At 65.2% G+C, this 23,550-nt stretch carries 20 protein-coding genes and 1 pseudogene; 14 read left to right on the top strand and 7 right to left on the bottom strand.

Annotated elements, in window-relative coordinates:
- Window positions 1–110: 110 nt before the first annotated feature.
- Complete coding sequence (locus QRN11_RS07705) at window positions 111–1,244, bottom strand: VIT1/CCC1 transporter family protein (RefSeq protein WP_285250511.1); 1,134 nt, start codon at window positions 1,242–1,244, stop codon at window positions 111–113.
- Between the two features lie 256 nt (window positions 1,245–1,500).
- Between QRN11_RS07705 and QRN11_RS07700 the strand changes: the two genes are divergently transcribed.
- On the top strand, window positions 1,501–1,725 hold the full coding sequence (locus QRN11_RS07700) for a hypothetical protein (RefSeq protein ID WP_142059867.1): 225 nt from the start codon (window positions 1,501–1,503) through the stop codon (window positions 1,723–1,725).
- Between the two features lie 121 nt (window positions 1,726–1,846).
- Here the strand turns inward: QRN11_RS07700 and QRN11_RS07695 are convergent, their stop codons facing one another.
- Entirely contained in the window at window positions 1,847–3,367 is a 1,521-nt protein-coding gene (locus QRN11_RS07695) for a sodium:solute symporter family protein (protein WP_285250510.1), read from the bottom strand.
- 282 nt (window positions 3,368–3,649) lie between these two features.
- Here QRN11_RS07695 and QRN11_RS07690 point away from each other — a divergent pair, with 282 nt between their 5' ends.
- Window positions 3,650–4,225, top strand: a complete 576-nt coding sequence (locus tag QRN11_RS07690; protein ID WP_050056198.1) for a helix-turn-helix domain-containing protein — start codon at window positions 3,650–3,652, stop codon at window positions 4,223–4,225.
- Between the two features lie 218 nt (window positions 4,226–4,443).
- On the opposite strand, the pseudogene QRN11_RS07685 reads toward QRN11_RS07690, so the two are convergent.
- A pseudogene (locus tag QRN11_RS07685) lies at window positions 4,444–4,578 on the bottom strand (putative endonuclease domain-containing protein); the annotation flags it as partial.
- On the opposite strand from QRN11_RS07685, the gene QRN11_RS07680 reads away from it, so the two are divergent.
- The 11 genes from QRN11_RS07680 (at window position 4,522) to QRN11_RS07630 (ending at window position 19,361) form a co-directional block, all read left to right on the top strand.
- On the top strand, window positions 4,522–4,728 hold the full coding sequence (locus QRN11_RS07680) for a hypothetical protein (RefSeq protein ID WP_285250587.1): 207 nt from the start codon (window positions 4,522–4,524) through the stop codon (window positions 4,726–4,728). The pseudogene QRN11_RS07685 and the gene QRN11_RS07680 overlap by 57 nt on opposite strands.
- 743 nt (window positions 4,729–5,471) lie before the next feature.
- Complete coding sequence (gene speB / locus QRN11_RS07675; protein WP_285250509.1) at window positions 5,472–6,536, top strand: agmatinase; 1,065 nt, start codon at window positions 5,472–5,474, stop codon at window positions 6,534–6,536.
- Window positions 6,537–6,541: 5 nt separating this feature from the next.
- Window positions 6,542–8,245 carry a thiamine pyrophosphate-binding protein gene (locus tag QRN11_RS07670; RefSeq protein ID WP_285250508.1) on the top strand — a complete coding sequence of 568 codons (1,704 nt, stop codon included), beginning with the start codon at window positions 6,542–6,544 and terminating at the stop codon, window positions 8,243–8,245.
- A 170-nt stretch (window positions 8,246–8,415) separates the two neighbouring features.
- Window positions 8,416–8,913 (top strand): MarR family winged helix-turn-helix transcriptional regulator, encoded by a 498-nt coding sequence (locus tag QRN11_RS07665; RefSeq protein ID WP_285250507.1) that lies wholly within the window; start codon window positions 8,416–8,418, stop codon window positions 8,911–8,913.
- Window positions 8,906–11,029: an MDR family MFS transporter gene (locus tag QRN11_RS07660; RefSeq protein WP_285250506.1), complete on the top strand. Its 2,124-nt coding sequence runs from the start codon at window positions 8,906–8,908 to the stop codon at window positions 11,027–11,029. The genes QRN11_RS07665 and QRN11_RS07660 overlap by 8 nt, the downstream gene beginning before the upstream one ends.
- 145 nt (window positions 11,030–11,174) lie before the next feature.
- Window positions 11,175–12,908 carry an ABC transporter ATP-binding protein gene (locus QRN11_RS07655; protein ID WP_285250505.1) on the top strand — a complete coding sequence of 578 codons (1,734 nt, stop codon included), beginning with the start codon at window positions 11,175–11,177 and terminating at the stop codon, window positions 12,906–12,908.
- A complete protein-coding gene (locus tag QRN11_RS07650) occupies window positions 12,905–14,977 on the top strand; it encodes an ABC transporter ATP-binding protein (RefSeq protein ID WP_285250504.1) in 2,073 nt (690 codons plus the stop codon). Before QRN11_RS07655 ends, QRN11_RS07650 begins: the two co-directional genes overlap by 4 nt.
- An 83-nt stretch (window positions 14,978–15,060) precedes the next feature.
- Window positions 15,061–15,477: an acyl-CoA thioesterase gene (locus QRN11_RS07645; RefSeq protein ID WP_142064791.1), complete on the top strand. Its 417-nt coding sequence runs from the start codon at window positions 15,061–15,063 to the stop codon at window positions 15,475–15,477.
- A 94-nt stretch (window positions 15,478–15,571) separates the two neighbouring features.
- Entirely contained in the window at window positions 15,572–15,829 is a 258-nt protein-coding gene (locus tag QRN11_RS07640) for a PLDc N-terminal domain-containing protein (protein WP_285250503.1), read from the top strand.
- 69 nt (window positions 15,830–15,898) lie between these two features.
- Window positions 15,899–18,130, top strand: a complete 2,232-nt coding sequence (locus tag QRN11_RS07635) for an McrB family protein (protein ID WP_285250502.1) — start codon at window positions 15,899–15,901, stop codon at window positions 18,128–18,130.
- Window positions 18,117–19,361, top strand: a complete 1,245-nt coding sequence (locus tag QRN11_RS07630; protein WP_285250501.1) for a 5-methylcytosine restriction system specificity protein McrC — start codon at window positions 18,117–18,119, stop codon at window positions 19,359–19,361. Before QRN11_RS07635 ends, QRN11_RS07630 begins: the two co-directional genes overlap by 14 nt.
- A 34-nt stretch (window positions 19,362–19,395) precedes the next feature.
- Here QRN11_RS07630 and QRN11_RS07625 read toward each other — a convergent pair whose 3' ends face one another.
- Window positions 19,396–21,051, bottom strand: a complete 1,656-nt coding sequence (locus tag QRN11_RS07625) for a sensor histidine kinase (RefSeq protein WP_285250500.1) — start codon at window positions 21,049–21,051, stop codon at window positions 19,396–19,398.
- A gap of 94 nt (window positions 21,052–21,145) precedes the next feature.
- On the opposite strand from QRN11_RS07625, the gene QRN11_RS07620 reads away from it, so the two are divergent.
- Window positions 21,146–21,913: a response regulator transcription factor gene (locus tag QRN11_RS07620; RefSeq protein WP_170850697.1), complete on the top strand. Its 768-nt coding sequence runs from the start codon at window positions 21,146–21,148 to the stop codon at window positions 21,911–21,913.
- On the opposite strand, the gene QRN11_RS07615 is transcribed toward QRN11_RS07620, so the two are convergent.
- The 3 genes from QRN11_RS07615 to QRN11_RS07605 all read right to left on the bottom strand — a co-directional run bounded on the left by QRN11_RS07615 (window position 21,886) and on the right by QRN11_RS07605 (window position 23,512).
- Complete coding sequence (locus QRN11_RS07615; protein ID WP_285250499.1) at window positions 21,886–22,296, bottom strand: Hpt domain-containing protein; 411 nt, start codon at window positions 22,294–22,296, stop codon at window positions 21,886–21,888. The genes QRN11_RS07620 and QRN11_RS07615 overlap by 28 nt on opposite strands.
- 299 nt (window positions 22,297–22,595) lie before the next feature.
- Entirely contained in the window at window positions 22,596–23,060 is a 465-nt protein-coding gene (locus QRN11_RS07610) for a very short patch repair endonuclease (protein ID WP_285250498.1), read from the bottom strand.
- Window positions 23,061–23,083: 23 nt separating this feature from the next.
- Window positions 23,084–23,512: a pyridoxamine 5'-phosphate oxidase family protein gene (locus QRN11_RS07605; protein WP_091417377.1), complete on the bottom strand. Its 429-nt coding sequence runs from the start codon at window positions 23,510–23,512 to the stop codon at window positions 23,084–23,086.
- Window positions 23,513–23,550 lie beyond the last annotated feature (38 nt).

Raw genomic sequence — 23,550 nt, 5'->3', positions numbered from 1 at the left:
CCGGTACGCGCCCGCCTCCCGCCATGTCGCGGCTGGTCCTCCACTACTGCACCCCCATCTGCTCAGTGAGCCCTATCGTGTATGGAGCCTACTGCCAACGGGCCGGGGTGCTAGCCAACAACTGTGCCGAAGACGAGGCCCAGAAGATAGGTAACTGCGGCGGCGCCCAGGCCGATCGCGAGTTGCCGCAGGCCCCGGGTCAGGGGTGAGGTGCCGGAGAGCAAACCGACAATGCCGCCGGTGACCAGGAGGGCAAGGCCCACCAGTACGCCGGCAACCACCAGCGCGGGGAGTCCGGTCAGGCCGAACAGGAACGGCAGGATGGGCACGATGGCGCCGGAGGCAAAGAAGCAGAAGCTGGACAGTGCTGCTCCCCAGGCGGTGCCCACGGCCTCGTGCTCGTCCTCGGCCTCGGGCAGCTCCGGCTGGAGGGAGAGGCTGGGGTCGCAGTCGCAGGACAGCAGGCCCATGCGTTCGGCTACCCGGTGCTGCGCGGCTTCCTGGGACATTCCCCTGGCCAGGTAAACGAGGAGCAGTTCGTTGTGCTCGAGGTCCAGCTTCGGCGCCGCTGCCAGCGTGATTTGGGTGGGGCGGGTGGCTGCGAGGAGCTCGCGCTGGGAGCGGACGGAGATGAATTCGCCGGCGCCCATCGACATGGCGCCGGCAAGGAGGCCGGCGATGCCGCTGAGGAGGACCACGGTGCTGGCCACACCGGACGCCGCCATGCCCATCACCAGGGAGAGGTTGCTGACCAGGCCGTCGTTTGCACCGAAGACGGCGGCGCGGAAGGTGCCTGCCAGGCGGTTGCGCCCGCGGGTGGCGAGGCCGCGGACCACTTCTTCGTGGATTTGTTCGTCGGCGGCCATTGCCTCGGTGGCGTTGGGGTCCTTGGCGTAGGGGGAGCGGCCTTCTGCCCGCTGGGCCAGGGCAAGGACGAAGACCGAGCCGAAGTGCCGGGCCAGGAAACCCAGCAATTGGCTGCGGATGGACGCAGGACGCGGTTTGCCCGCGTGCTCACCCAGGAGGCGGAGCCAGTGGTCCTCGTGCCGGCCCTCGGCTTCGGCAAGGGCCAGCAGGATTTCCCGCTCCTCGCCCTGCCGGTTTTGCGCCAGGTCCCGGTAGACAGCAGCCTCGGCGCGTTCGTCGGCAAGGTACTGGCGCCAGCGGCGGATGTCCGACGGCGACGGCCGCGACTCTTCCCTGGCGGGGGCGTTCGGGTGGTTGGGACGGGCGTGCTGCGACACGGAAAACTCCTGGGCTGGACGGGCATGATGTGGCCCCATTGACACGCCAGCTTACCGCGGAATTCCGCGGTTTTTCGGCTGGCATCCCTCACTCTGGAGTTTCGGCGTCCCTTAAATTTCGGCTGGTTTTTGGGGGTTCGGGCGGCCGGCAACACACCCTTGACCATGGCACCGGGCGGTGCTGTGATGAAAGTGTGGCGCCCTGCCGGCACCCGCCAAAAGAGCACGTCAGGTACGAACAAACGGAGGTTGCACAATGAACACCACCGGACAGCACCCGGACATGCCCCACCTTGATTCCGTAGAAGCCGATCCCGCGTACGACTACGCCGAGGATGTCCCCGTCAGCGAAGAGGACTGGGACACCGAGGATGAATTCCTGGATGCGGAAGAACCCGTGGTCCAGGCGCCCCCTGTGGTGATAGATGCCGAGGACCGGGTGGTCCCGCTGGATGATGACGAGGTCCGCGAAGCCGAATAGCCCGGAAGCGGACGGGACAGGGCACGCGGAACAGAACACAAACGGACGACGGCGGCACTTCCCTTCGCTGGAAAGCGAAAGGAGGTGCCGCCGTCGGGCGCGTTTTTAAGGGTTGGTGCGGCTACGCGGTGGGGACCGCTTCCGGTGACGCCTCTTCGGCCGCCTGGCCGGAAACGCGGCGCTGCCAGTTCCGCATCACCTGGGGATCGGTGGGCTTGGTCAGCAGGGAAACCGCTACGTACACCACCCCGGAGGCCAGCAGGCCGTAGTAGATGGGCTCGTTGGCGTAGATGCCGTCCAAGGGGGCTTTGGCGTTGATCTCCAGGATGATCATGGTGCCCAGCGTCACCACGGAACCCACGGCCATGGAGGCTGCTGCGGCGATACCGGTGCCGCGCTTCCACACCAGGCCGCCGAGAATGGCCACCAGGAGGCCGCCCACCAGGATGTCATACGCAATGGTCAGGGCGGCCACCACATCCTTGGTGATGATGGCGATGACTATGGCGATGACGCCAAGGATCAGGACCCAGATGCGGTTGGCTTTGACGTCGTGCTCGGGGTTGTCGCTGTCCTCGGTGCTGATGTCCTTGCCGAACCAGCTGGCCACGAACGGCAGGACGTCGGCGCGGGCCACGGTTGCGGCGGCGATCAGGGCGCCGGATGCGGTGGACATCATCGCGGCCACGGCTGCCGCGAGCACCAGCCCGCCGATGCCCAGGGGCAGCAGGTTCTGGGCCACCTCGGCGTAGACGTCGTCCTTGGCGGCGATCTTGATGTCGGACAGGGCAACGCTGGCGGCCATGCCGATCAAGGCACCGGCCACACCGTAGAGGATGCAGTAGATGCCCGCGGTGGCGCCGCCCCAGCGGGCCACACCAGGGGTTTTGGCCGTGAAGACCCGCTGCCAGATGTCCTGGCCGATGAGCAGGCCCAGGGTGTACACCACGAAGTAGGTGATGATGGTCTGCAGGCCGATGCCGTCGATCTGGAAGAAGCTCTCATCCACGCGGCTGCGGATGCCGTCGAAGCCGCCGGCAGCGTTCAGGGTGAAGGGGAGCATCAGGAAGAAGATGCCCACGGTCTTGATGACGAACTGCACCTGGTCCGCCAGGGTGATGGACCACATCCCGCCGATGGTTGAGTAGACCAGCACAATTGCACCGCCGACTGCGATGGCCATGGCCCGGTTCCAGTCGAAGAGCACCACAAAGATAGTGGCGTAGGCGCCGGTGGACGTGGCGCACAGCATCAGCGTGTACGCGAGCATCACGATGCCGGAGGCCTCCGTGGCCCTGCTGCCGTACCGCAGGGTGAGCATTTGCGAGACGGTGTAGATCTTCAGCTTCTGGATGGTTCCGGCGAAGAGCAGGCTGAGGAGCAGGACGCCGGCGCCGATGGCCACCACCAGCCACATGCCCGAGATGCCGAACTTGTACCCGAGGCCGACGCCGCCGACGGTTGAGGCTCCGCCCAGGACGACGGCGGCCATGGTGCCCGTGTAGAGGAAGGGGCCGAGGCGGCGGCCGGCTACCAGGAAGTCACTGTTGTTCCTGGTGCGGGACTTGCCCCACCAGCCGAAGGCCAGCATTGCGAGAAGATACACCACCACAATGGCGATGTTGATGACACTTGAATCCACGTTGGACTCCTTGGACTGTGCGGCAGCCGGGGGGCTTCCGGAAGGGGGAACGGGAGGAAACCGCTGCACGGGGTGGGGTGGGAGCAGGTCCTCGATTATTGCCCGATAGGCAACAGATGTTTTCCAAAGAGTAGGCTGTGACCGTGGTAACAGTCAAGGGAGCACTGGCGCACGCGCTGCCGCTCGCCGGGGCACGCCCGCCATGGGAGCGTCACAGAAGCGGCTGGCCATTAGTATTGCTCCAGAGCCGGGGCCGGGCCGCCGGCCATGAAAGGTACGCAGATGAAGGCACTGCCAGTTGAGCCGAGCAACGTGCCGGTTGCCATCGGTTCCAGGATCCGGGCCGCCCGGCAGTCGCAGCGGCTCACTATCGAACAGGTTGCCGACGCCACCGGGCTCACCAAGGGGTTCCTCAGCCGGGTGGAACGCGACCTCACGTCCCCGTCCGTAGCCTCGCTCGTCACGCTCTGCCAGGTCCTGTCGATCTCCATCGGCGACCTTTTTGCGGCGCCGGAAACCCACCTGACCAAGCGCAACGACGGGCCCCGGATCTCGCTCGGCGGCCAAGGGATCGTGGAGCGCCTGCTGACCGCCCGCTCCGAGCGGCGGATCCAGATCATCCAGGCCTGCATCGAGCCGCACGGCCGCGGCGAGTCCGAACTCTACGCCGTGGACTGCGATGTTGACGTGCTCCACGTGATCAAGGGCAGCATCCGGCTGATCCTCACCAATGAGCAGTACGACCTGAACACCGGGGACACTGTCACCTTCCCCGGCCGCGAACCGCACACGTGGGTCAACCCCACCGACAAACCTGTCGAGGTTCTCTGGGTCCTGGTTCCCGCCGCCAGCCGGTAGCCTCCCCCTTTGGCTGCGTGCGTTCCTGCCCGGTTACTTCCGGCGGTCTGCACTGGCTGCCGCTTGTCCGGGCGTAAGTCAGCCCTGCCCGGGCCCGCTGTCCCGGAGTAACTGGGCTGGACTGCACGGTCTTTAGCGGACCGGCGCCGGCGGCCTGCCAAAACCGCCTTGATTTCCGCTGCCACCCGGTCGGGGCTAAACCAGATATGTTCGGGCATGTAGCGCAGGACGGCAAAGCCCTTGATCGTTGACGCATTGTTCCGGTCCCGGTCGCGGAGCATGTCAGCCCGTTGTGAGTGGAACGCGAAGCCGTCGATCTCGACAATGAGGAAGCCGTCCAGGAGGAAATCCACCCTTCCGATGCCCGGGCGAAACACCTGGGCCTGATAGGCAATGCCGTTCGTCCGGAACAGGTGCTGTGCATCGACCTCCACGATGGATTCTGCCCGCAGGTCGATATCCCGCAAGGCCCGCAGCGCTGTTCCCGAGCGGTCCGCCCGTAACTGGTCCGCCAACAGTTCCCGCGGCACACCATGCAGGCGGATCGCGGAGGTGGCCATTGCAGTGGATGCCGGAGGTGCCAGGCAGCCGAGTGCGTGCAGGGCTACATCTTCCACCGCTGCGACCGGCATGAGCGGATGCCCCGGGAATCTGACGGTGCGGTGCCGGACGAACCCGTTGCCGTGGCCATGGTTACAGGCCAAGTGAGGCCGTTCGGGTGGTTGCCTTAGCCAGAGTCCGTAATGCGCGGCCGCGCTGGCGCAGCTGATCCGCGCGTTATGCCGGATTGCAGCATGGAGGGCCTCGTCGCAGTCCGCCAGGGCAAAAACCCCGCGCTTGGGCTGGGTTACGCCGGACTCCTTAAGCCGCAGCAGATCCCGGCGTGAGAATCCGGCCTCCAGGAGTTGCGCTGAACGGGCCACCCCGCCGGCCCGCTTGAGGTAGTCGAGAACTTCCATACCGCCATCTGACGCTGGAGGCTGCCCTGTGGGAACCTGCGCGCAGTTGTATGTGGGTAAATTCCGGGGCAAGGGTGGGCATTCCTGCCCGGTTGCCTGGGGCGCGCTCCGTTGATCGCGGCGAAAGCGCCGGGATTCCGGGTTGTCCAGCGTGCTTTTGCCGCAGTAACCGGGCGGGACGCAGGCACGGGCTTCAGTCGGAGGTAAACAGTTGGTGCGCATTAGAAAACCAGGGTGTATGATGGCAGTCACATCAGTCCCTCAACTCCTCGAAGGAGAGGCCTCCATTGGAAGAGCTGCGCATCGAAGCCAACGGCAACCTTGGCCCCATCGACTCATCCCGTATTCCCCGCTACGCCGGGGCTGCCACCTACGCCCGGCTTCCGCGCCTTGACCAGGTGGAGAAAGCCGATGTCACGGTGGTGGGCGTGCCCTTCGATTCCGGAGTCTCCTACCGGCCAGGCGCCCGGTTCGGCGCCAACCATGTCCGCGAAGCCAGCCGCCTGCTGCGTCCCTACAACCCTGCGTGGGACGTCAGTCCCTTCGAGAACGTCCAGGTGGCGGATGCCGGGGATATGGCGGTCAACCCCTTCAACATCAACGAAGCAATTGAGACCATCCAGCAGAATGCCTTGGACCTCACGGCCGCCGGCAGCAAGCTGGTCACCCTCGGCGGGGACCACACCATCGCGCTGCCCCTGCTGAGGGCTGCCGCGGAACGGGCCGGTGAACCGATTGCCATGCTTCACTTCGACGCGCACCTGGACACTTGGGATACCTACTTCGGTGCCGAGTACACCCACGGCACCCCCTTTCGCCGCGCCGTCGAGGAGGGCATCCTCGACACCGAGGCCATCAGCCACATCGGCACCCGCGGCCCCCTGTACGGCAAAAAGGATCTCGACGACGACCACCGCTTCGGCTTCGGCATCGTCACCTCCGCGGACGTCTACTACCAGGGCGTCCTGGAAACGGTGGCCAAGGTCCGCGACCGGATCGGCAACCGCCCCCTGTACATCTCCGTGGACATCGACGTCCTGGACCCGGCCCACGCTCCCGGCACCGGCACCCCTGAAGCGGGTGGCATCACCAGCCGTGAACTGCTGGAGATCATCCGGGGCTTCCGCGGCATGAACCTGGTGGGCGCCGACGTCGTCGAAGTTGCCCCCGCTTACGACCACGCCGAAATCACCGGCGTCGCCGCAAGTCACGTCGCCTATGAACTGGTGACCCTCATGGCTGACAACGCAGTACCCGGCGACCGCTTCGGTGCGGTAACGGGCTACGCGGCACAGGCCCTCGGCCAGGAGGTCCGCCGACCGGCAGGTTTTGCCGCCGCGGGCAAGGAGTAGCCCCGATGATCGATTTCGACCCGGAGACGGCAGCTGTGGCCGCAGGGGAAAACGCCCGCACGGGGGAGCGCAACGGCGGGGACCTCGTCGTCGAGACCCTGGAAGCGCTGGGCGCCAAGACTGTCTTTGGCATTCCCGGGCAACACGCCCTGGGACTGTTTGATGCGATGGGCCGGGGGAAGCTGCAGTTTGTGTCTTCCCGGGTGGAGAACAACTCCGCCTTCGCGGCGGACGGCTACTCGCGCGCCACGGGCGAGGTGGGTGTCCTCTTCCTCTCCACCGGTCCCGGCGCCCTGACCTCCCTGGCCGGGCTTCAGGAAGCCTATGCCACGGGGGTGCCCATGGTGGTGGTGGCCAGCCAGATCCCGCTCGAAGGCCTCGGCGCGCGGCGCAAGGGCATGCTGCATCAGCTTGATGACCAGAAGGCATCCGCCGCGAACGTCACCAAAAGCCAGCGGCTGATCCAGCACGCCTCCGGTATTCCGTCCGCCATCCAGGACGCCTGGACCGAAGCGATCTCCTCACCCCAGGGACCGGTGTGGATCGAGATCCCGCAGAACGTCCTGCTTGATCCGATCATGGTGCCGCCGGTGGAGGACGCGCTCGCGGAAGCGGCGGACAACCCGCCGCGCGTGGAGCTGGTCCGCGAAGCGGTCAAATGGCTGCAGGCGGCAGAACGGCCGGCCATCATCGCCGGTGGCGGAACCCGCCGGGGCCGCGCTGAGAAGTCCCTGTTGTCCATTGCGGAGAAACTACGCGCCCCGGTGATCTGCACCCCCGGCGGCAACGGTGCCTTCCCCTGGAACCACGAGTTGTCGCTGCAGTCCTGGATCGAGGACCGCCATATGACCGATGTGCTGGAGGACGCGGACGTGCTGGTGGTCATCGGTTCGTCCCTCGGGGAAGTCACCTCCAACTACTTCACCTTTGCCCCGCGCGGCCGGATCATCCAGATCGACGCCGAACCCCGGGTCCTCGAATCCAATCGTCCCGGCCTGGGCATCCGAGCCGACGCCGGCCAGGCCCTCGCTGCCATGGACGAAGCACTCGAGGCCGGCCGCGCCACGCCCAGCTGGCACGGTACATCTCCCGAAGACCTGGTGCAGGAATCGCTGGCCAAAGTGCGCGCGCGCCTGGAATCACAGGACCTGGCCAAGGAACTGAAGTTCATGGCCGACATCCGCGAAGCAGTGCCGGCGGACATGCAGACCTTCTGGGACATGACCATCTCCGCGTACTGGGCCTGGAGCTGCTGGGACGCACGGGAGGGCCAGTTCCACTCGGCCCAGGGGGCCGGCGGGCTGGGCTACGGCTTCCCGGCAGCGATCGGCGGAGCGGTTGGCCTGGAAACGGTGGGCAAGCCGGGGCGGGTCCTCGCGGTCTCCGGCGACGGCTCGTCCATGTACTCCATCTCCGAACTTGCCACTGCCAAGCAGCACAACGTGCCGGTCACCTGGCTCATCGTGGACGACGGCGGCTACGGCATCCTGCGCGAATACATGGTCGGAGCCTTCGGCAAGGCAACGGCCACGGAACTGGCGCGTCCGGACTTCGTTAAACTCGCCGAAGCCTTCGGCGTGCCGGCCACAAAAGTGGCCCCGGAGGACGTGGGGGAGGCGCTCAAGGCGGGATTTGCCGCGGACGGGCCCAACGTCGTCGTGGTGGAAACGCTGCTGAAAATGTTCGCCCCGACCCACCTCCCTGAATGACACGACGCCGGCACTGAAGAATCCGCCGCTTACTGAATAGCCCAAAAAGGTCCCGGCTCCCAAGTGGAACCGGGACCTTTTGCGTTTGGCGCTTCCGCTCCTTTAGTTTCCCAAAGCAACCAGATTAGGATATAGTTGCTTCAGGCAAACAAGTAAGGAGTGCTGAAGCAATGGCAGTAGCACCGGATACGGCAGCGGATCTCGTTTATCAAATCTTCGATCTCCAGCGCGCGGTGCGGTGCATCTCCACCGCGAACGTCCGCGGGCAGGAGACGGGCGTGGCTCTGCAGGGGGTGCTGCGCTTTGTGGGGGAGGGGGAGGCGCGGGCCACCCGGCTGGCAGAGCGGCTCGGCGTCAGCGCTCCCGTCCTCAGCCGCCACATTGCCGACCTTGAGGAGCATGGCCTGGTGGTTCGCAGGCAGGATCCCGACGACGGCCGGGCCCAGCTGGTTGCCCTCACCCCGTTGGGAGCCGAGAAGCTCCGGCATATCGAGGAGCAGCGCACCGCAGTTCTGCAGGACTACCTGCGCGACTGGAGCGAGGAGGACGCCGGGGACACGGCGAAATCCCTCCGCAGGCTCACAGAATCACTGAAGAAATCAGCCCGGGCAACGGCGGCCGGCGCCACCAATGAACAGAAAACCTTGGAGGAGTCACTTAATGGCTAACGTCACCGCCACCGCGCAGCACGAGCGCGCCCGGACCGGGAAGCAGGAATCGCGGCAGTCCAAACGCCACGAACCCGGCGCCCCCATGAACCACCGGCAGATCATGGAGGCCCTCACCGGCCTGCTGGCTGCCTTCTTCACCGCGATCCTCAGCAGCACCATCGTGGCCAACGCGCTGCCCACCATCATGTCCGAACTCAAAGGCACGCAGACTGACTTCGCCTGGGTGATCACCGCGGCCCTGCTCGCCAACGCGGCCACCACGCCCATCTGGGGCAAACTTGCGGACCTCTTCGACAAGAAGGTCCTGGTCCAACTCAGCATCGTGATCTTCGTGACCGGCTCCGTGATGGCCGGTTTCTCCGAGAACATCCCGTTCCTGCTGACCGCCCGCGTGATCCAGGGCATCGCCATGGGTGGCCTGACGGCCCTGGCCCAGGCCATCATCGGCTCCATCATCCCGCCGCGTGAACGCGGCAAGTACTCCGGCTACATGGGTGCGGTCATGGCGGTGGGCACCGCCGGCGGCCCGCTGCTGGGCGGCTTCATTGTGGACAGCCCGCTAGGCTGGCGCTGGACCTTCTTCGTCTGCGTCCCGCTCGCCGTCGTGGCCCTGATCCTGCTCCAGGTCACACTGAAGGTTCCGCACATCAAGCGGCCGGCCAAGATCGACTGGCTCGGTGCCATCCTGCTGACCAGCGGCGTGAGCCTGCTCCTGGTCTGGGTGTCCTTCGCCGGCAAGGCAGAATACTACGACTGGTGGTCCTGGCAGTCCGCACTGATGGTGGGCGGCGGCGTCCTCCTGCTCGCTCTGCTGGTGCTGGTTGAATCCAAGGTCTCCCAGCCAATCATCCCGCTGAAGATCATCTCCGAGCGCACCACGGCCTTGGCCATCCTCGCGTCCGTGGCCGTGGGTGTGGCCATGTTCGGTTCCTCCACGTTCCTGGGCCAGTACTACCAGGTGGCCCGCGGCGCCACACCCACCGAAGCCGGCCTGCTGACTCTTCCCATGATCGCGGGCAACCTGGTGGGCTCGGTGGTCTCCGGCCAGCTCATCAGCCGCTATGGCAAGTGGAAGCGCTTCCTGATCGGCGGTACCGTCTTCTTGATCGGCGGCCTGGCGCTCGCGGGGACCATGGACCACACCACCGAACTTTGGCTGACCGGCCTGTACACCGCCATCTTTGGTATCGGCCTGGGCATGCTGATGCAGAACCTGGTCCTTGCTGTGCAGAACACTGTGAAGGCGTCTGACATCGGTTCGGCCAGTGCGTCCGTTGCCTTCTTCCGTTCGGTTGGCGGCGCCATCGGCGTCTCCGTCCTGGGCGCCGTCATGGCCAACCACGTCAAGGATTTGGCCACCGACGGCCTCACCAAGCTCGGGATCCAGGCCTCGGGCAACAGCGGCGCCACGCTGGACCTGAAGGACCTGCCCGCCCCGGTGGCTGAAGTCATGCGCGCCGCGTACGGTGACGCCACCGCCGGGATCTTTATGATCTCCGCCGCGGTCAGCGTGGTGGCCCTGCTCGCGGTCCTGTTCATCAAGGAAAAGCCACTCCGCCGCACCGTGGATATCACTCCGGAGGCCACTATCCAGGCCAATGCTGCCGGAGAAGCGGGGATGACCGCCGTCACCGGGCAGCTGCCGCAGGCAGCGGGCACTGTGCCCGCCAGTGATGCAGGTGCTGGGCGTGCCAGCGCCGGCAGCCTTGATTCCGGCAGCGCAGGCAGCAAGGCGTACGACGGCGGCATTTCCGCAGTGCCGGCTACGGGTTCTGCGGTGCTCACCGCTGACGACCTCGAGAAGGCCTTTGCCCTGAACTACGACGCAGAGGACTCCAAGGCCAGTGCCGCTGCAACAACTGCCGAGACAGTGCAGAAGCTGCAGGACACCCAGCATTTGCTGGCCCGGCAGCAGGTGGAGCTGGGGAAGCTGGTGCTGGACATCCAGGAACAGCTCCGCTCCCAACGCGAAGTGGCGGCCCAGCAGGCAGCGACGGCGGCCGAGCTCAGCCGGCTGAAGCGCAGGCTCCTTAAAGAACGGAAGTCGCAAGCTGCCGCAGCGCTCTACATCGCCAGCCACGGCAAGCACAGCGCCGGCGCGCCACAGGACTGAAGGCCTCATTGAGCCGCCGCCGGGCACCGGAACCACCCGGTGCCCGGCGGCGGCTTTGTGCTTCCCGGACCCGAATTAATCAATTCCACGGAAAATATGCTTCCCGGGCGGCGTGTTGTCGGTGGTCAACACTAGAGTTGGAATCATGCTCCTCACCCTCATCCGGCGCTACTCAAAACCGTATGCGCCGTACATTCTGGCTGTCATTTTCTTCCAGCTGGCTTCCACCATCGCGGCCCTCTACCTGCCGAGCCTGAACGCCCGGATCATCGATGAAGGCGTGTCCCGCGGGGATACCGACTTCATCTGGCGTACGGGTGCCGTGATGCTGCTGGTGGCGTTCGTCCAGGTGGGCACTGCGATTGCCGGTGTCTACTTTGGCTCCAAGACCGCGATGGCCCTCGGCCGGGACCTGCGGCGCGCAGTGTTCCGCAAAGTCACCAGCTTCTCCGCCAAGGACGTCAACGCCTTTGGTGCGCCTACGCTGATCACGCGCGGCACCAACGACGTCCAGCAGGTGCAGATGCTGGTGCTGATGGGATTGAACTTCATGGTGGCCACCCCCATCATGTGCGTCGGCGGCATCATCATGGCGCTGCGTGAGGACATCAGCCTGTCCTGGCTCGTCTGGGTCTCCGTGCCCCTGCTGACCGTTGTGGTGGGGTACCTCGTGGTCCGGCTGATGCCGCTGTTCCGGTCCATGCAGAAAAAGATCGACCGCATCAACGCGGTGCTGCGCGAGCAGATCATTGGCATCCGCGTGGTGCGGGCATTCGTGCGTGAACCGTACGAAACCGAGCGGTTTGGTGAGGCCAACAAGGAGCTGACCGACGTCTCCCTGAAGATCGGCTCCCTGTTTGTTCTGATGTTCCCGGCCATCGGCATGATCCTGCACCTGTCCACCGCCGCAGTGCTCTGGTTTGGCGGGCAGCGCGTGGACTCCGGAGACATGCAGGTGGGCGCCCTGACGGCGTTCCTGCAATACCTGCTGCAGATCCTGGTGGCCGTCATGATGGGCACCTTTATGGCCATGATGATTCCGCGCGCCTCGGTCTGTGCCGACCGCATCGGCGAGGTGCTCGACGTCGAGCCCTCCATCCATGACCCTGAGCGGCCGGAGGCGCCCGCGTCCCTCGCCGGCGTGGTCGAATACCGGAACGTCACGTTCGCCTACCCGGGCGCCGAAGCGCCGGTCCTGAGCAACGTCAGCTTCACTGCCCGGCCGGGCCAGACCATCGCGATCATTGGCTCCACAGGTGCGGGCAAGACGTCCCTGCTCTCGCTCCTGCCGCGCCTGTACGACACCGTTGAGGGCGAGGTGCTGTTGGACGGAGTTCCCGTCAGCAGGCTGGACCGCGCCGAGATCACCAAGCGGGTGGCGCTGGTGCCGCAGCGGCCGTACCTCTTTTCCGGGACCATCGAGCACAACCTCCGCTTCGGCAAGACCGAGGCAACTGACCACGAGCTCTGGGACGCGCTCGAGGTGGCACAGGGCGCCGACTTCGTCCGGGAGAAAAAGAACGGGCTGAACTCCCGCATCTCCCAGGGCGGCACCAACGTTTCCGGCGGGCAGCGGCAGCGCCTCTGCATTGCCCGGGCCCTGGTGACTAAACCCCGCGTTTATCTGTTTGATGACTCCTTCTCCGCCCTGGACGTCGCCACGGACGCCCGGCTCCGGGCCGCGCTCAAGCACAGCACCGCCGACGCCACCGTCATCATCGTGGCCCAGCGGATTTCCACGATCACCGAGGCGGACCAGATCCTGGTGCTGGACAACGGCCGGATCGTGGACCGGGGAACACATGAGGAACTCCTGGAAACCTCACCTACCTACCAGGAAATTGTTGAATCCCAGCTGAGCGTGGAGGAAATGGCATGAGCGCCCGCAAGAAGGACTCCACCGGGGTGAAAGACACCGCTGCCGAGGAGCAGCTCAACGCCGGACCGGCGGCGGACGTCCTGGAGGACGACGAATTCGTCGAGGAGGAGTACAAGCCCTCCGAAGCTGACGGCGACATGTTCGGCGGCATGCCCGCGAAGAAGGCCGAGCACTTCTGGCCCTCTGCCAAGCGGCTGATGGGGCTGCTGAAGCCTGAGGCGCTGGGGATCTACGTGGTGGTGGCCATGGTGGTCATCGCCGTGGTCCTGAACGTGATTGCGCCGAAGATCCTGGGCCAGGCCATGGACGTCATCTTCGCCGGGGTGGTGGGCAAACAGCTTCCCGCCGGGGTGAGCAAGGACCAGTTCGTGGACGGCCTGCGCCAGCAGGGCCAGGACAACTTCGCAGACATGGTGTCGCGGATGGAGCTGGTGCCCGGCACCGGCATCAACTTCGACAAGCTCACCACACTCATCGCCGTGGTGCTGCTGATGTACTTCGTGGCCAACATCTTCCTGTGGCTGCAGGGGTATGTACTGAACCGCATCGTGATGAAGGTGATCCGCCGGCTCCGCGACGATACCGAGAAGAAGCTCAACCGGCTGCCGCTGAACTACTTCGACACCCGCCAGCGCGGCGACGTCCTGTCCCGGGTGACCAACGACGTCGACAATATCCAGCAGGCGCTCCAGCAGGCCTTCGCCCAGCTGATCAACTCAGTCCTGACGGTGTTGGGCATCGTGGTCATGATGTTCATCGTGTCCTGGCAGCTGGCGCTCATCGCACTGGTCGCCCTGCCGCTCTCCGGCGTGGCTGCCGGCATGATCGGCGTGCGCAGCCAGAAACTGTTCGCCGCCCAGTGGAAGAACACCGGTTCCCTGAACGGGCAGATCGAGGAATCCTTCTCCGGGCACGACCTCGTGAAGGTCTTCGGCCGGGACGCCGACATGCTGGAACGGTTCGAGGAACGCAACGAGGCCCTGTACAAGGCAAGCTTTGGTGCCCAGTTCGTCTCCGGCATCATCTTCCCGGTGATGCAGTTCGTGTCCTACCTCAGCTATGTCGGGATCGCCGTGGTGGGCGGCCTTCGGGTCGCTTCGGGCTCCATGTCGCTGGGAGATGCGACGGCGTTCATCCAGTACTCGCGCGAGTTCACCCAGCCGCTGGGCCAGATGGCAGGCATGGCCAACATGCTCCAGTCCGGCGTGGCGTCCTCGGAGCGCGTGTTCGAGTTCCTCGACGCCGACGAACAGGATGTCGAAACCGCCACCGAGCACCTTCCGCCCAAGACCGACGGGCACGTGGACTTCAAGGACGTCACCTTCAGCTACACCGAGGACAAGAAGCTGATCGAGAACCTCTCCTTCACGGCCGAACCGGGAAACACCGTGGCGATCGTGGGGCCGACAGGCGCGGGCAAGACCACCCTGGTGAACCTGGTGATGCGCTTCTACGAGCTCAACTCCGGGTCCATCACCCTGGACGGGGTGGACATCACCCACCTCAGCCGGTCCGAGCTCCGCTCCAAGGTGGGCATGGTGCTGCAGGACGCGTGGCTGTTCGGCGGGTCCATTTACGACAACATCCGCTACGGCAACCTCGACGCCACCGAAGAGCAGGTGATGGCCGCAGCCAAAGCCACGTTCGTGGACCGCTTCGTCCGTGCCCTGCCCGAGGGCTACAACACGGTCATCGACGAGGAAGGCAACAACGTCAGCGCCGGTGAAAAGCAGCTCATCACCATCGCCCGCGCGTTCGTGGCTAACCCGTCGCTGCTGATCCTCGATGAGGCCACCAGCTCCGTTGACACCCGTACCGAACTGCTGGTGCAAAAGGCCATGGCAGCGCTGCGGACGGACCGCACCAGCTTCGTCATCGCCCACCGGCTCTCCACCATCCGCGACGCCGACACCATCCTGGTGATGGAAAACGGCAGAATCGTGGAACAGGGCAACCACAAGGTCCTCCTGGCGGCCGGAGGAGCCTACTACCGGCTCTACATGTCCCAGTTCGCGGGCGCGGACGCAGGGGAAGCCCAGGTGGATGACTCGACGGCGGTGCACAGCTGAGCGCGGCAGAGGCCCCGGTGCAGGATGAAAGCGCGCGGGAGGACGCGGTGCAGGAGACCAGCCGCATCGAGGTGCTCGTCCCCATGCGCTGGGGCGACATGGACGCCTACGGCCACATCAACAATGTCCAGATCGTTCGGATGCTGGAAGAAGCCCGGATCGCGGCCTTCGGGCCGCCCAGGGGAGCAGGACTGCCGGGGGTGGAACCGCACGTCTCCCTGTTCAACGATGTTCCCGAGGGCACCATGGCGCTGGTGGTGGACCACAAGATCCGGTACGTCAGGACGTTGGAGTACCGGAACGTTCCTGCCGTGGTGCAGGTGTGGATCGGCGCCGTCAAAGGCGCCAGTTTCGATATCCACTACCTGCTCCAGGACCCCGTCACCCGGGAAGACTGCGTGAAGGCCAGCAGCCACCTCGCGTTTGTGGACGAGAGAACGGGGCGGGTGCAGCGCCTCACGCCCGAGCAGAAGGAACGGATGGCACCGTTCACGGCGTGACCGGCGGAGCTGGTTCCACTGGGGTTTACAGAAAAGATTGCACAGAAAAGCACCCCGTCAGAAACTGATAACCCGAACCAAGGAGCAGATCATCATGGCCAAGAACAAGACCCGAGTCGCCAGGAAGAAGAAGACCTGGAAGGAAATGTCCCCGGCCGCGAAGGCCGGCACCATTGTGGCGGGACTCGTCAACCTGTCCCTGCTGATTGCAGCGCAGCGGGACATTTCCCAGCGCCCGGCGGCTCAGATCAACGGTCCTAAGGCTGCCTGGCGGGCGGCATCATTCATCAATTTCATTGGCCCGGTGGGGTACTTCACCTTCGGTCGGAAGCGGCCCATCACAGCGATGTAGCCGGTGAAGCTGGACGGGCGCCAGGCCGCTCTGAGCGCCCGTCCAGCTTCACCCTGTAAATTTGAATCCATGACCCCCACTGCCACTGTTGCCATGACCCGCGCCCTCGGCATCTCCAAGGAGATTGAGGATGCGGCGTGGTTCGTACTGGGGCCGGGTCTGCAGGGAAAGGCTTCACCCCTGGACGGCCGCACCAGGACGTGGTCCGTTCCGGCCGCCGCGGAGTTGCTTGATCGCCTGGACCGGGGCATCGCTGACTCCAAGGCCCCCATGATGACAAACCTCCGTGAGAACCTGGAGGGCGCCACGCGAGGGGCCAAACAGCTGGCCGTGGAACTGCTGTTCCTGCAGTCACTTCCGCTGGCCCACGAGGTGAAATCCTTGAAGGTCAAGCGCGCCCGCGTGGCCGAGGCCGCGGGCTGGCTGGAGCCGCCGTTGGAACTCCCGGTCGAGCTGTACGCGGGCATGACGGACCACGGCGTGATCCGCGACCGGACCGCCGAATTCAACTGGACCATCTGGGACCACCTCAAATGGCTGTGCCGCTTTGTGCAGAACGTGGCGCAGCGGCCGGCAAGCGTGGTGCAGGCAGCCATCAAGGACCCCCTGCAGTTCCACCGGCTCGCCGCATCCACGCCGGACGATCAGCCCGCCATCCGCCGCAGCATCGAGTTCCTCGCCTGGCCCAGCTACTTCGAGCCGGTCGTGGCGGACGTGGAGCGGCAGGAAATCCGGGACGCGTTCGCCTCGCTGGTGGGCGGGGCCAAAGGCGACAGCGAAGAGGACATCACCGCGGACATCCACCGCATCCGCCTCCACCTGGATGAACAGGCCGGGCAGCGCATCGACTGGTACGCCCGACAGCTGATCAGCCAGTGGCGCAAAGTGGGCGACCCCGGCCGGCGCGCGTGGCTGCTCCGCACGCACAGCGACAACACCGAGCTGCTCACGGCCTGGTCGGGCGAGGAGAAGGTGACGCTCGACGTCGAACATCTCCGCCTGCTGGGCCCCGGCGTCACCGCAGGGGTGGTGCAGCACGCCGTGGACGAGGACTACAAGCACCTCGGCTACGTTGAACGCGAGGACACCAAGACCGCCGTTTTTGCCTTCTTGACCGTGATGAAACCCGGGGACCTGGTGCTTTACCAGCACGCCGGAAAGGTTCGGCTGGGCGGGGTGCTCGGCGAGCCTGAACACAATGAGGACAACCGGCGGCTGCGGCGGAAGGTGCGCTGGTTCGACGAAGGGCACACCACCACCAGCCTTCCCCGGCACGTCCAGCGTCAGCTCGCCACCCCCGGCATCGTCGTTGACGTGACCCGCGTGGTCCAGGCCCTGCAGGGCCTGCTGCCCGCCGAAGCGGAAACCGAGCCCGACGGCGACGCTGAAGCGGCCGCCGTCGTCCCTCCCGTCCAGGAAGGCTTCCGCCCGCTGACCCGCGAGTTCGCCGACTCGCTGCACATGGAACTCGAGCCGCTGCAGGAAATTGCGGAACTGCTGGAGGAGAACCGGCAGCTGGTCCTGTACGGCCCGCCAGGCACCGGGAAGACCTACCTGGCCAAGCACCTCGCGGCCGAGCTCGCGGACGACACCACTGACGAGCGGGTCAAACTCGTGCAGTTCCACCCGTCCTACGCTTACGAGGATTTCTTCGAGGGCTACCGGCCGGATAAAACGGACGAGGGCCAGGTGTCCTTCAAGCTCGTCGCCGGACCGCTGCGCCGGCTGGCGGAGGAGGCGGCCAAACCCGGCAATGAGAAAAAGCCGTACTTCCTCATCATCGACGAAATGAACCGCGCCAACCTCGCCAAGGTGTTCGGCGAGCTGTATTTCCTGCTGGAGTACCGTGACGACCGGATCTACCTGCAGTACAGCCCCAACGAGCCTTTTACGCTGCCGGACAACCTGTACATCATCGGCACCATGAACACCGCGGACCGGTCCATTGCCATGATGGACGCCGCGATCCGCCGCCGCTTTGCCTTCATCGAACTGCACCCGCAGACCGAACCGGTGAAGGGGTCCCTGCTGCGGTTCCTTGAAGCCCGCCAGCTGGACACCACCCCGGCGCTGCTGCTGGATGCCCTGAACGGGGCCATCGACGAGTGGGACCGGGACCTGATGATCGGCCCCTCGTACTTCATGAAGCCGGCCGCCCAGACGCCCGCAGGGCTGCGCCGGATCTGGAAGTACGAGCTGATGCCACTGCTCGAGGAGCACTACCACGGACAGCTGACTCGGGCGCAGCTCGAGGAACGCTTCGGGCTGGACCCGCTGCTGGAACGCCTTGCAGGCCGCTGATCCACGTGCTTCCGTCCGGCACCTGGTGCTGGACGAACTGTCCCGCGGCATCGTGGAACGGCTGGACCCGGCCAGCGCCTCCTTCCTGAACTCCAGCGGCCTGGCCAAGGCATCGCCGATGGGTATGGGGCTCTACCGGATTGAGCCGGTAGGCAAGGTGGGCTCGGTGCGGACTTCCACGGTGCAACTGGACGTCCGCCCCAAGGACCGGCTGGGGCTCAGCCGGCTCCTGTTCCTGCTCAGCTACGCGGGTGAACAGGGTTTCCGTCCCGACTCCGTGGCCGCCGTGGAGGATCGCGAACTGTGGAGCGCCCTGGCTGAATCCCTGGCCCAGCTGGCGGAGCGGGCGCTGGGCCGCGGTGTGCTGCAGGGCTACCGCACGGTGGATGAGTCTCTGCGAACGGTCAAGGGCCGCATCCGGATCTCGGACCAGATCTCCCGGCGGCCCGGCATGCTGGTGCCGCTGGAGGTGTCCTATGACGAGTTCAGTGAGGACATCGCCGAAAACCGCATCCTGCGGGCGGCACTGGAGCGGATGGGCCAGGTGCCGCGGGTCCGCCCCGACGTCCTGAGCCGGCTCCGCCAACTCAAGGGAAAGCTCGACGCCGTCACCCGCCTTCCAGCCGGCGCTCCGCTGCCAGCGTGGACAGCCACCAGGATGAATGTCCGCTACCACGCCGTCCTCCGCCTGTCGGAGCTCATCCTGCGCAACGCCTCCGCGGAAGCCGGCGAAGGCCACCAGCAGACCGCGTCCTTTGTGGTGGACATGGCCCAGGTGTTCGAGGACTTCGTGGGCAAGGCGCTGCGTGAGGCGATGGCTTCCTATCCCGGGGAGCTCCGGCTCCAGTACAACGCGCTGCTGAGCGAGGCGGTGCGGGACGCGGACCGGTTATCTGTGCGGCCGGACGCGGTGCACCTGCTGGGCGGGCGGCCCGTGGTGGCTTACAACACCAAGTACAAGGCTGCCTCCGACCTCGGAGCCTCCCTGACCGCTGACCACTACCAGATGCTGGCGCACTGCACCGCGCTGGCGGTGCCTACCGCCTGGCTGGTTTACGCCGGCGCGGGGGAGGTAAAACTGCGGCGCATCCTGAATACGGACATCGATATTGTCGAGTTTCCGCTGGACCTGTCCCGGCCGCCATCGGAAATCCTCGCCGCCATCCAGGAACTCGCCCGGCAGTCCTGGGGCGAAGTTGTCCGGCAGGCGCGCGCAACCGCCGGTGCTTGAGCGGGCAATCGCCGGTGCTTGAGCTTGTCGAAATTTAGACGGGGACCCGGAAGATAAACGTTGTTCCTTCGCCGAGTGTGCTTTCCACTTCGATGGTCCCGCCGTGCGCTTCCACAATAGCCTTGCTAATGGGAAGGCCCAGGCCAACTCCGGGAATGGCGGTCCTGCGGACGTTGCTGGTGCGGAAGAACTTGGCAAAGACTTCGGACGCGTCCTCCGGGGTCATACCCATGCCGGTGTCGGTTACCCGGCAGGCGAGGTGCCCATCCTCCTGGGCCAGCGTCACCAGCACGTTGCCGCCACCGGGGGAGTACTTGATGGCGTTGGAGACCAGGTTGTCCAGTACCTGGGAGATCCGGGGCCCGTCGACGTGGGCTTCGAGACGGTCCGGCGTCTCGGCGGTGAGCTCCACACCCGAGGCAGCCGCCCTTGGCATGGCGGAGGAAACACTGGTGCGCACCAGTTCCGCCACATCCACGGCGTGCGGTGTCACGATGAGCTGGCCGTTGCGGCTGGACAGCAGGTCGGACACCAGCGTCAGCAGGCGTTCCGAGTTCCTGCGGATGATCTCCAGCATGTCCACCTGCGATTCGTCGGGTTCGTCACCCAGGAGAATCTCCACGTATCCGAGGATGGACGTCAGCGGCGTCCGGAATTCGTGCGAGACGCTGGAGACGAAGTCGTCCTTGGCGGTCAGCGCGTTGACGAGGTCGGTCACGTCGCTGAACGCGATCACTGAGCCGGCGAATGTGCCGTCGTTGTCCTTCATGGCGCGCGCGGTGGTCACAAAAGCGCGCTGTTCGTTGCCGGAACCCAGCCACACCAGGTAGTCGGTAAATGTTTCGCCCAGCACTGCCCGCCGGACTGGACGCTCCTCCACCGGAACAAGGGTTTTCCGGTCCGGGCCGAAGACCAGGAGCTGGGACTCATTCGGATCCGCAATGTCCTTGGGCCGGGCCAGCTCGTGGTTAACCCGCTGCTTCCGGTTCATCAGCACGTCATGCCCGTCGGCGTCAACGGCGAGGACGCCCAGGTGGACGGTGTCCAGGACGGTGTTGAGCAATGACTCCTGGCGCTGGCTGCTGCGCAGGTTGGCCTGCAGCTGGGCGTCCTTTTCCTCCAGTTCGCGCTGCTGGCGCATCATGCTGAGCGTCAGGACGCTGACCGAGACGCCAATGCCGAGCATCATCACTGGCAGGAGCAACGACCGGGCAAAGTCCTGCCCGGTCAGGGCGCCCTTGATCAGCAAGGGGACCCAGATGATTGCCAGCGGCCCGAGGAAGGACAGCCACAAAGCGGCCCGGGGATAGTAGCCGGACGCGCACAACCAGATCACCGGGAACACGGCAAGCAGGCTGATCCCGGTCAGGCTTTCCTGCCCGCCCTCCCGGCCCAGCGCAATGGAGACGAAGTCCAGCAGCGGTATAACCAGGAAGCTGGTGTAGGGCAGCCGGCCCCAGGGCACCAGGTAGCACATGGCCATGATGGCGATTTGTGACACCAGGAAGGTGACAAACAGGGGGTTGCCCATGGTGGAGGGGAAGAACGCCCAGATCAGGAACGCCGTCAGCAAGGTGGTCACGAACAGCGGCATCTGGCTCAATGCCACGCGCTCAGTCAGTGTGTACTCATGGAAAGGGCGCCGGAAAAACCTCAGCTTCCCCGTGGACCATGCGATGGGGTCAGTCATTGCGCGGCAGCTTACGGGGTGGGGTGTGCAGAGCCATAGCAGCAGGATATCCGCAGGCAGCTATACTTCTGACGTCGGCTGCTGAGGGGGCGCTATGAGTGATGCACGTGTGGGACTGGTCATCGAGGATGACCACGACATCCGCGAACTGGTCCGTACTGTCCTGACCCAGGCTGGCTTTGACGTAACCGTTGCCAGCAGCGGCGCCGAGGGTGTCCTGACTGCGAAGACGCTGAACCCGGACGTCATCACCCTGGATCTTGGCCTGCCGGACATCGACGGCTTTGAAGTGTCACGGCAAATCCGCGAGTTCTCGGACGCCTACATCGTGATGCTGACGGCCCGCACGGAAGAGCTGGACACGCTGATCGGGCTCGAATCCGGCGCCGATGACTACCTCACCAAGCCGTTCCGTCCCCGCGAACTTCGCGCCCGCATCGCCGCCATGATGCGGCGCCCCCGTTCGGGGCCCGAATCGGCCGAAGCCTCGGGTGTGGAGGCCTCCGCCGATGCGGCCGCGCATCCCGAGCGGGGGAATTACAGCCACAACGGGCTGGAGCTGAGTTACGCGTCCCGCACGGTGACCGTGGACGGCACGGAAATGAACCTGACCCGCACGGAGTTCGAACTCCTGCACGCCCTGCTGGAAGCAGGCCGGACTGTCCGGACCAAAGCGGACCTGGTGCGCCGGCTGCGGGACGAGGATTACGACGTCGGGGGCTACATCAGCGAGGCGGACGAACGGTCCGTCGAGGTGCACATGGGCAACCTGCGCAAGAAACTGGGTGATTCGCCGCAAAAGCCGCGATGGCTCCAGACGGTGCGCGGCGTCGGCTACCGGCTGGCTCCAAGCGAGCACTGAGACTGCAACCGGTGCATTGTCTGCCGGCTGCACTGGCTGATGGGCCGCAGGAAGGACGCCGCAAGCCTGGGCAGGACGACCGCGACGTCGGCCTTGTAGGCTTCCCTTCGGATTTCACCTTCCAGGGCCATGGCCAGGCCCGCCAGCCGTTCGGCCCCCACCATCTGGCTTGATGTCTTCAAACTCAGGACCGCGTCCACTGACCCGTCCAGGTCCCCGGTGGTCAAAGCCTGCTGCAGCCGTCCGATCCGGTGCGGGAGATAGTCGATGAAGTTCCTCACGAAGATCCTGCAGTATCCCTCGTCCTCCTCAAGTTCCGCACGCAGCCTGTCCAGGACTGACCTGTCCACGAGCGGCCTCCCGGCATCACCAGACAGCGTCATTACGGTCCTCTCGGCTGGGGTTTTCCACCTGGGAAACGGGGCGCTCATTGGCGGAATTTCGTCTTCTTCAGATTAGGGGTGTTCCTTTTCCTAATGATGGTTTCGCAGGATAATTGTGGGTTTCTTGATGGGACTGCGGGTTTCTGTCCCTAATACTCAAGTCAGGGAATTGTCGGCCAATAAACGCCGGCCGCGGCCGCATGCCGAGATGGAAATGGCCTGCAGTCCCTTATGGGGACAATGCCTCCATCTTTCTGGAACCGCATCAAGATCGGCTCGGATAAAGCCTAAAGATTGGCTCAAGAATGGCGTTTCTCTGTGCCAGGACGATGCGCTGGGCTGGTGGATCCCAGAAACTGCACCAGCAGGGATTCGAGTGCTGAGCTGTCCTTGAGCTCGCACTCCCACAGGGTGAGTACCTGCCAGCCGGCGTCCTCCAGCAAACGGCGCTGGCTTGCATCGCGCTCCTTGGTGCGTTCGCGCTTCGCGGCCCAGAAGTCGGCATTGGCTTTGGGCGCATGCTGGCCGACGCGGCAGTCATGGAAATGCCAGAAGCAGCCGTTGACGAAAATGACCTTCCGCCGGCCAGCGAACACAAGGTCGGGGTTGCCCGGCAGCCGGCTTCCGCCGGCGCGCCCGTGCAAGCGGTACCGGTATCCCTTGGCGTGGAGGAGCCGGCGCACCAGCAGCTCAGGCTTGGTGTGCTTACCCCGGATCCGGGACATGTTCCAGCTGCGCCGCTCCGGCGTGAGCTTATCCGCCATGCATCCAGTCTAGAAGCCGGGACTCAGCGCTCCGGCTGCTCCCCAAACTGGAAATGGCGTCCGCTGAGGGAGGTGGGTTCGATCTCGACAAAGAAGTCCTTGAGCGTGGGCACCCACGATTTCAGGCCCAGCCCCTCCACCTCCGCCAGTTCGGCTGAGGTGTTCAGCACCCGCGCCTTACCCCGAAGGACCACCGACCATGCCTCGTCCGAGAGGATCCCGTCAGCCTCCAAGAGCACTGCCGGGTTGATGGTCAGCTGGGCAAGCTTGTTGCCCGGTGCGGTCCTCAAGTAGAGCTTGCCTTTGGAACTGACGTAGTTCACGGGAAAGATGTCCGGTTCGCCGGCAACGGAGACAACAAGGCGTCCATGCCTTGTCCCTTCCAGCAGTCGCCAGGACTGTTCGTCATTGAGTTCCAGGACAGGGTTTCCATCTGCGTGTTCGAACATCATGGTGCCTATTCTTCTACGTTAGGTAGAAATCCGCTAGG

The organism is Pseudarthrobacter sp. fls2-241-R2A-168 (genome assembly GCF_030209335.1).
Lineage (GTDB): Bacteria > Actinomycetota > Actinomycetes > Actinomycetales > Micrococcaceae > Arthrobacter.
Note: the sequence above shows the minus strand (reverse complement) of the source record. Positions and strands in the feature narration are given on the sequence as shown.

Excerpts from the sequence above, each read along its gene's own strand:
- QRN11_RS07700 (WP_142059867.1), top strand. The coding sequence starts at position 1,501 with ATGAACACCACCGGACAGCACCCGGACATGCCCCACCTTGATTCCGTA.
- QRN11_RS07690 (WP_050056198.1), top strand. The coding sequence starts at position 3,650 with ATGAAGGCACTGCCAGTTGAGCCGAGCAACGTGCCGGTTGCCATCGGT.
- QRN11_RS07670 (WP_285250508.1), top strand. The coding sequence starts at position 6,542 with ATGATCGATTTCGACCCGGAGACGGCAGCTGTGGCCGCAGGGGAAAAC.
- QRN11_RS07665 (WP_285250507.1), top strand. The coding sequence starts at position 8,416 with ATGGCAGTAGCACCGGATACGGCAGCGGATCTCGTTTATCAAATCTTC.
- QRN11_RS07660 (WP_285250506.1), top strand. The coding sequence starts at position 8,906 with ATGGCTAACGTCACCGCCACCGCGCAGCACGAGCGCGCCCGGACCGGG.
- QRN11_RS07655 (WP_285250505.1), top strand. The coding sequence starts at position 11,175 with ATGCTCCTCACCCTCATCCGGCGCTACTCAAAACCGTATGCGCCGTAC.
- QRN11_RS07650 (WP_285250504.1), top strand. The coding sequence starts at position 12,905 with ATGAGCGCCCGCAAGAAGGACTCCACCGGGGTGAAAGACACCGCTGCC.
- QRN11_RS07645 (WP_142064791.1), top strand. The coding sequence starts at position 15,061 with ATGCGCTGGGGCGACATGGACGCCTACGGCCACATCAACAATGTCCAG.
- QRN11_RS07640 (WP_285250503.1), top strand. The coding sequence starts at position 15,572 with ATGGCCAAGAACAAGACCCGAGTCGCCAGGAAGAAGAAGACCTGGAAG.
- QRN11_RS07635 (WP_285250502.1), top strand. The coding sequence starts at position 15,899 with ATGACCCCCACTGCCACTGTTGCCATGACCCGCGCCCTCGGCATCTCC.
- QRN11_RS07625 (WP_285250500.1), bottom strand. The coding sequence starts at position 21,051 with ATGACTGACCCCATCGCATGGTCCACGGGGAAGCTGAGGTTTTTCCGG.
- QRN11_RS07620 (WP_170850697.1), top strand. The coding sequence starts at position 21,146 with ATGAGTGATGCACGTGTGGGACTGGTCATCGAGGATGACCACGACATC.
- QRN11_RS07615 (WP_285250499.1), bottom strand. The coding sequence starts at position 22,296 with ATGACGCTGTCTGGTGATGCCGGGAGGCCGCTCGTGGACAGGTCAGTC.
- QRN11_RS07610 (WP_285250498.1), bottom strand. The coding sequence starts at position 23,060 with ATGGCGGATAAGCTCACGCCGGAGCGGCGCAGCTGGAACATGTCCCGG.
- QRN11_RS07605 (WP_091417377.1), bottom strand. The coding sequence starts at position 23,512 with ATGATGTTCGAACACGCAGATGGAAACCCTGTCCTGGAACTCAATGAC.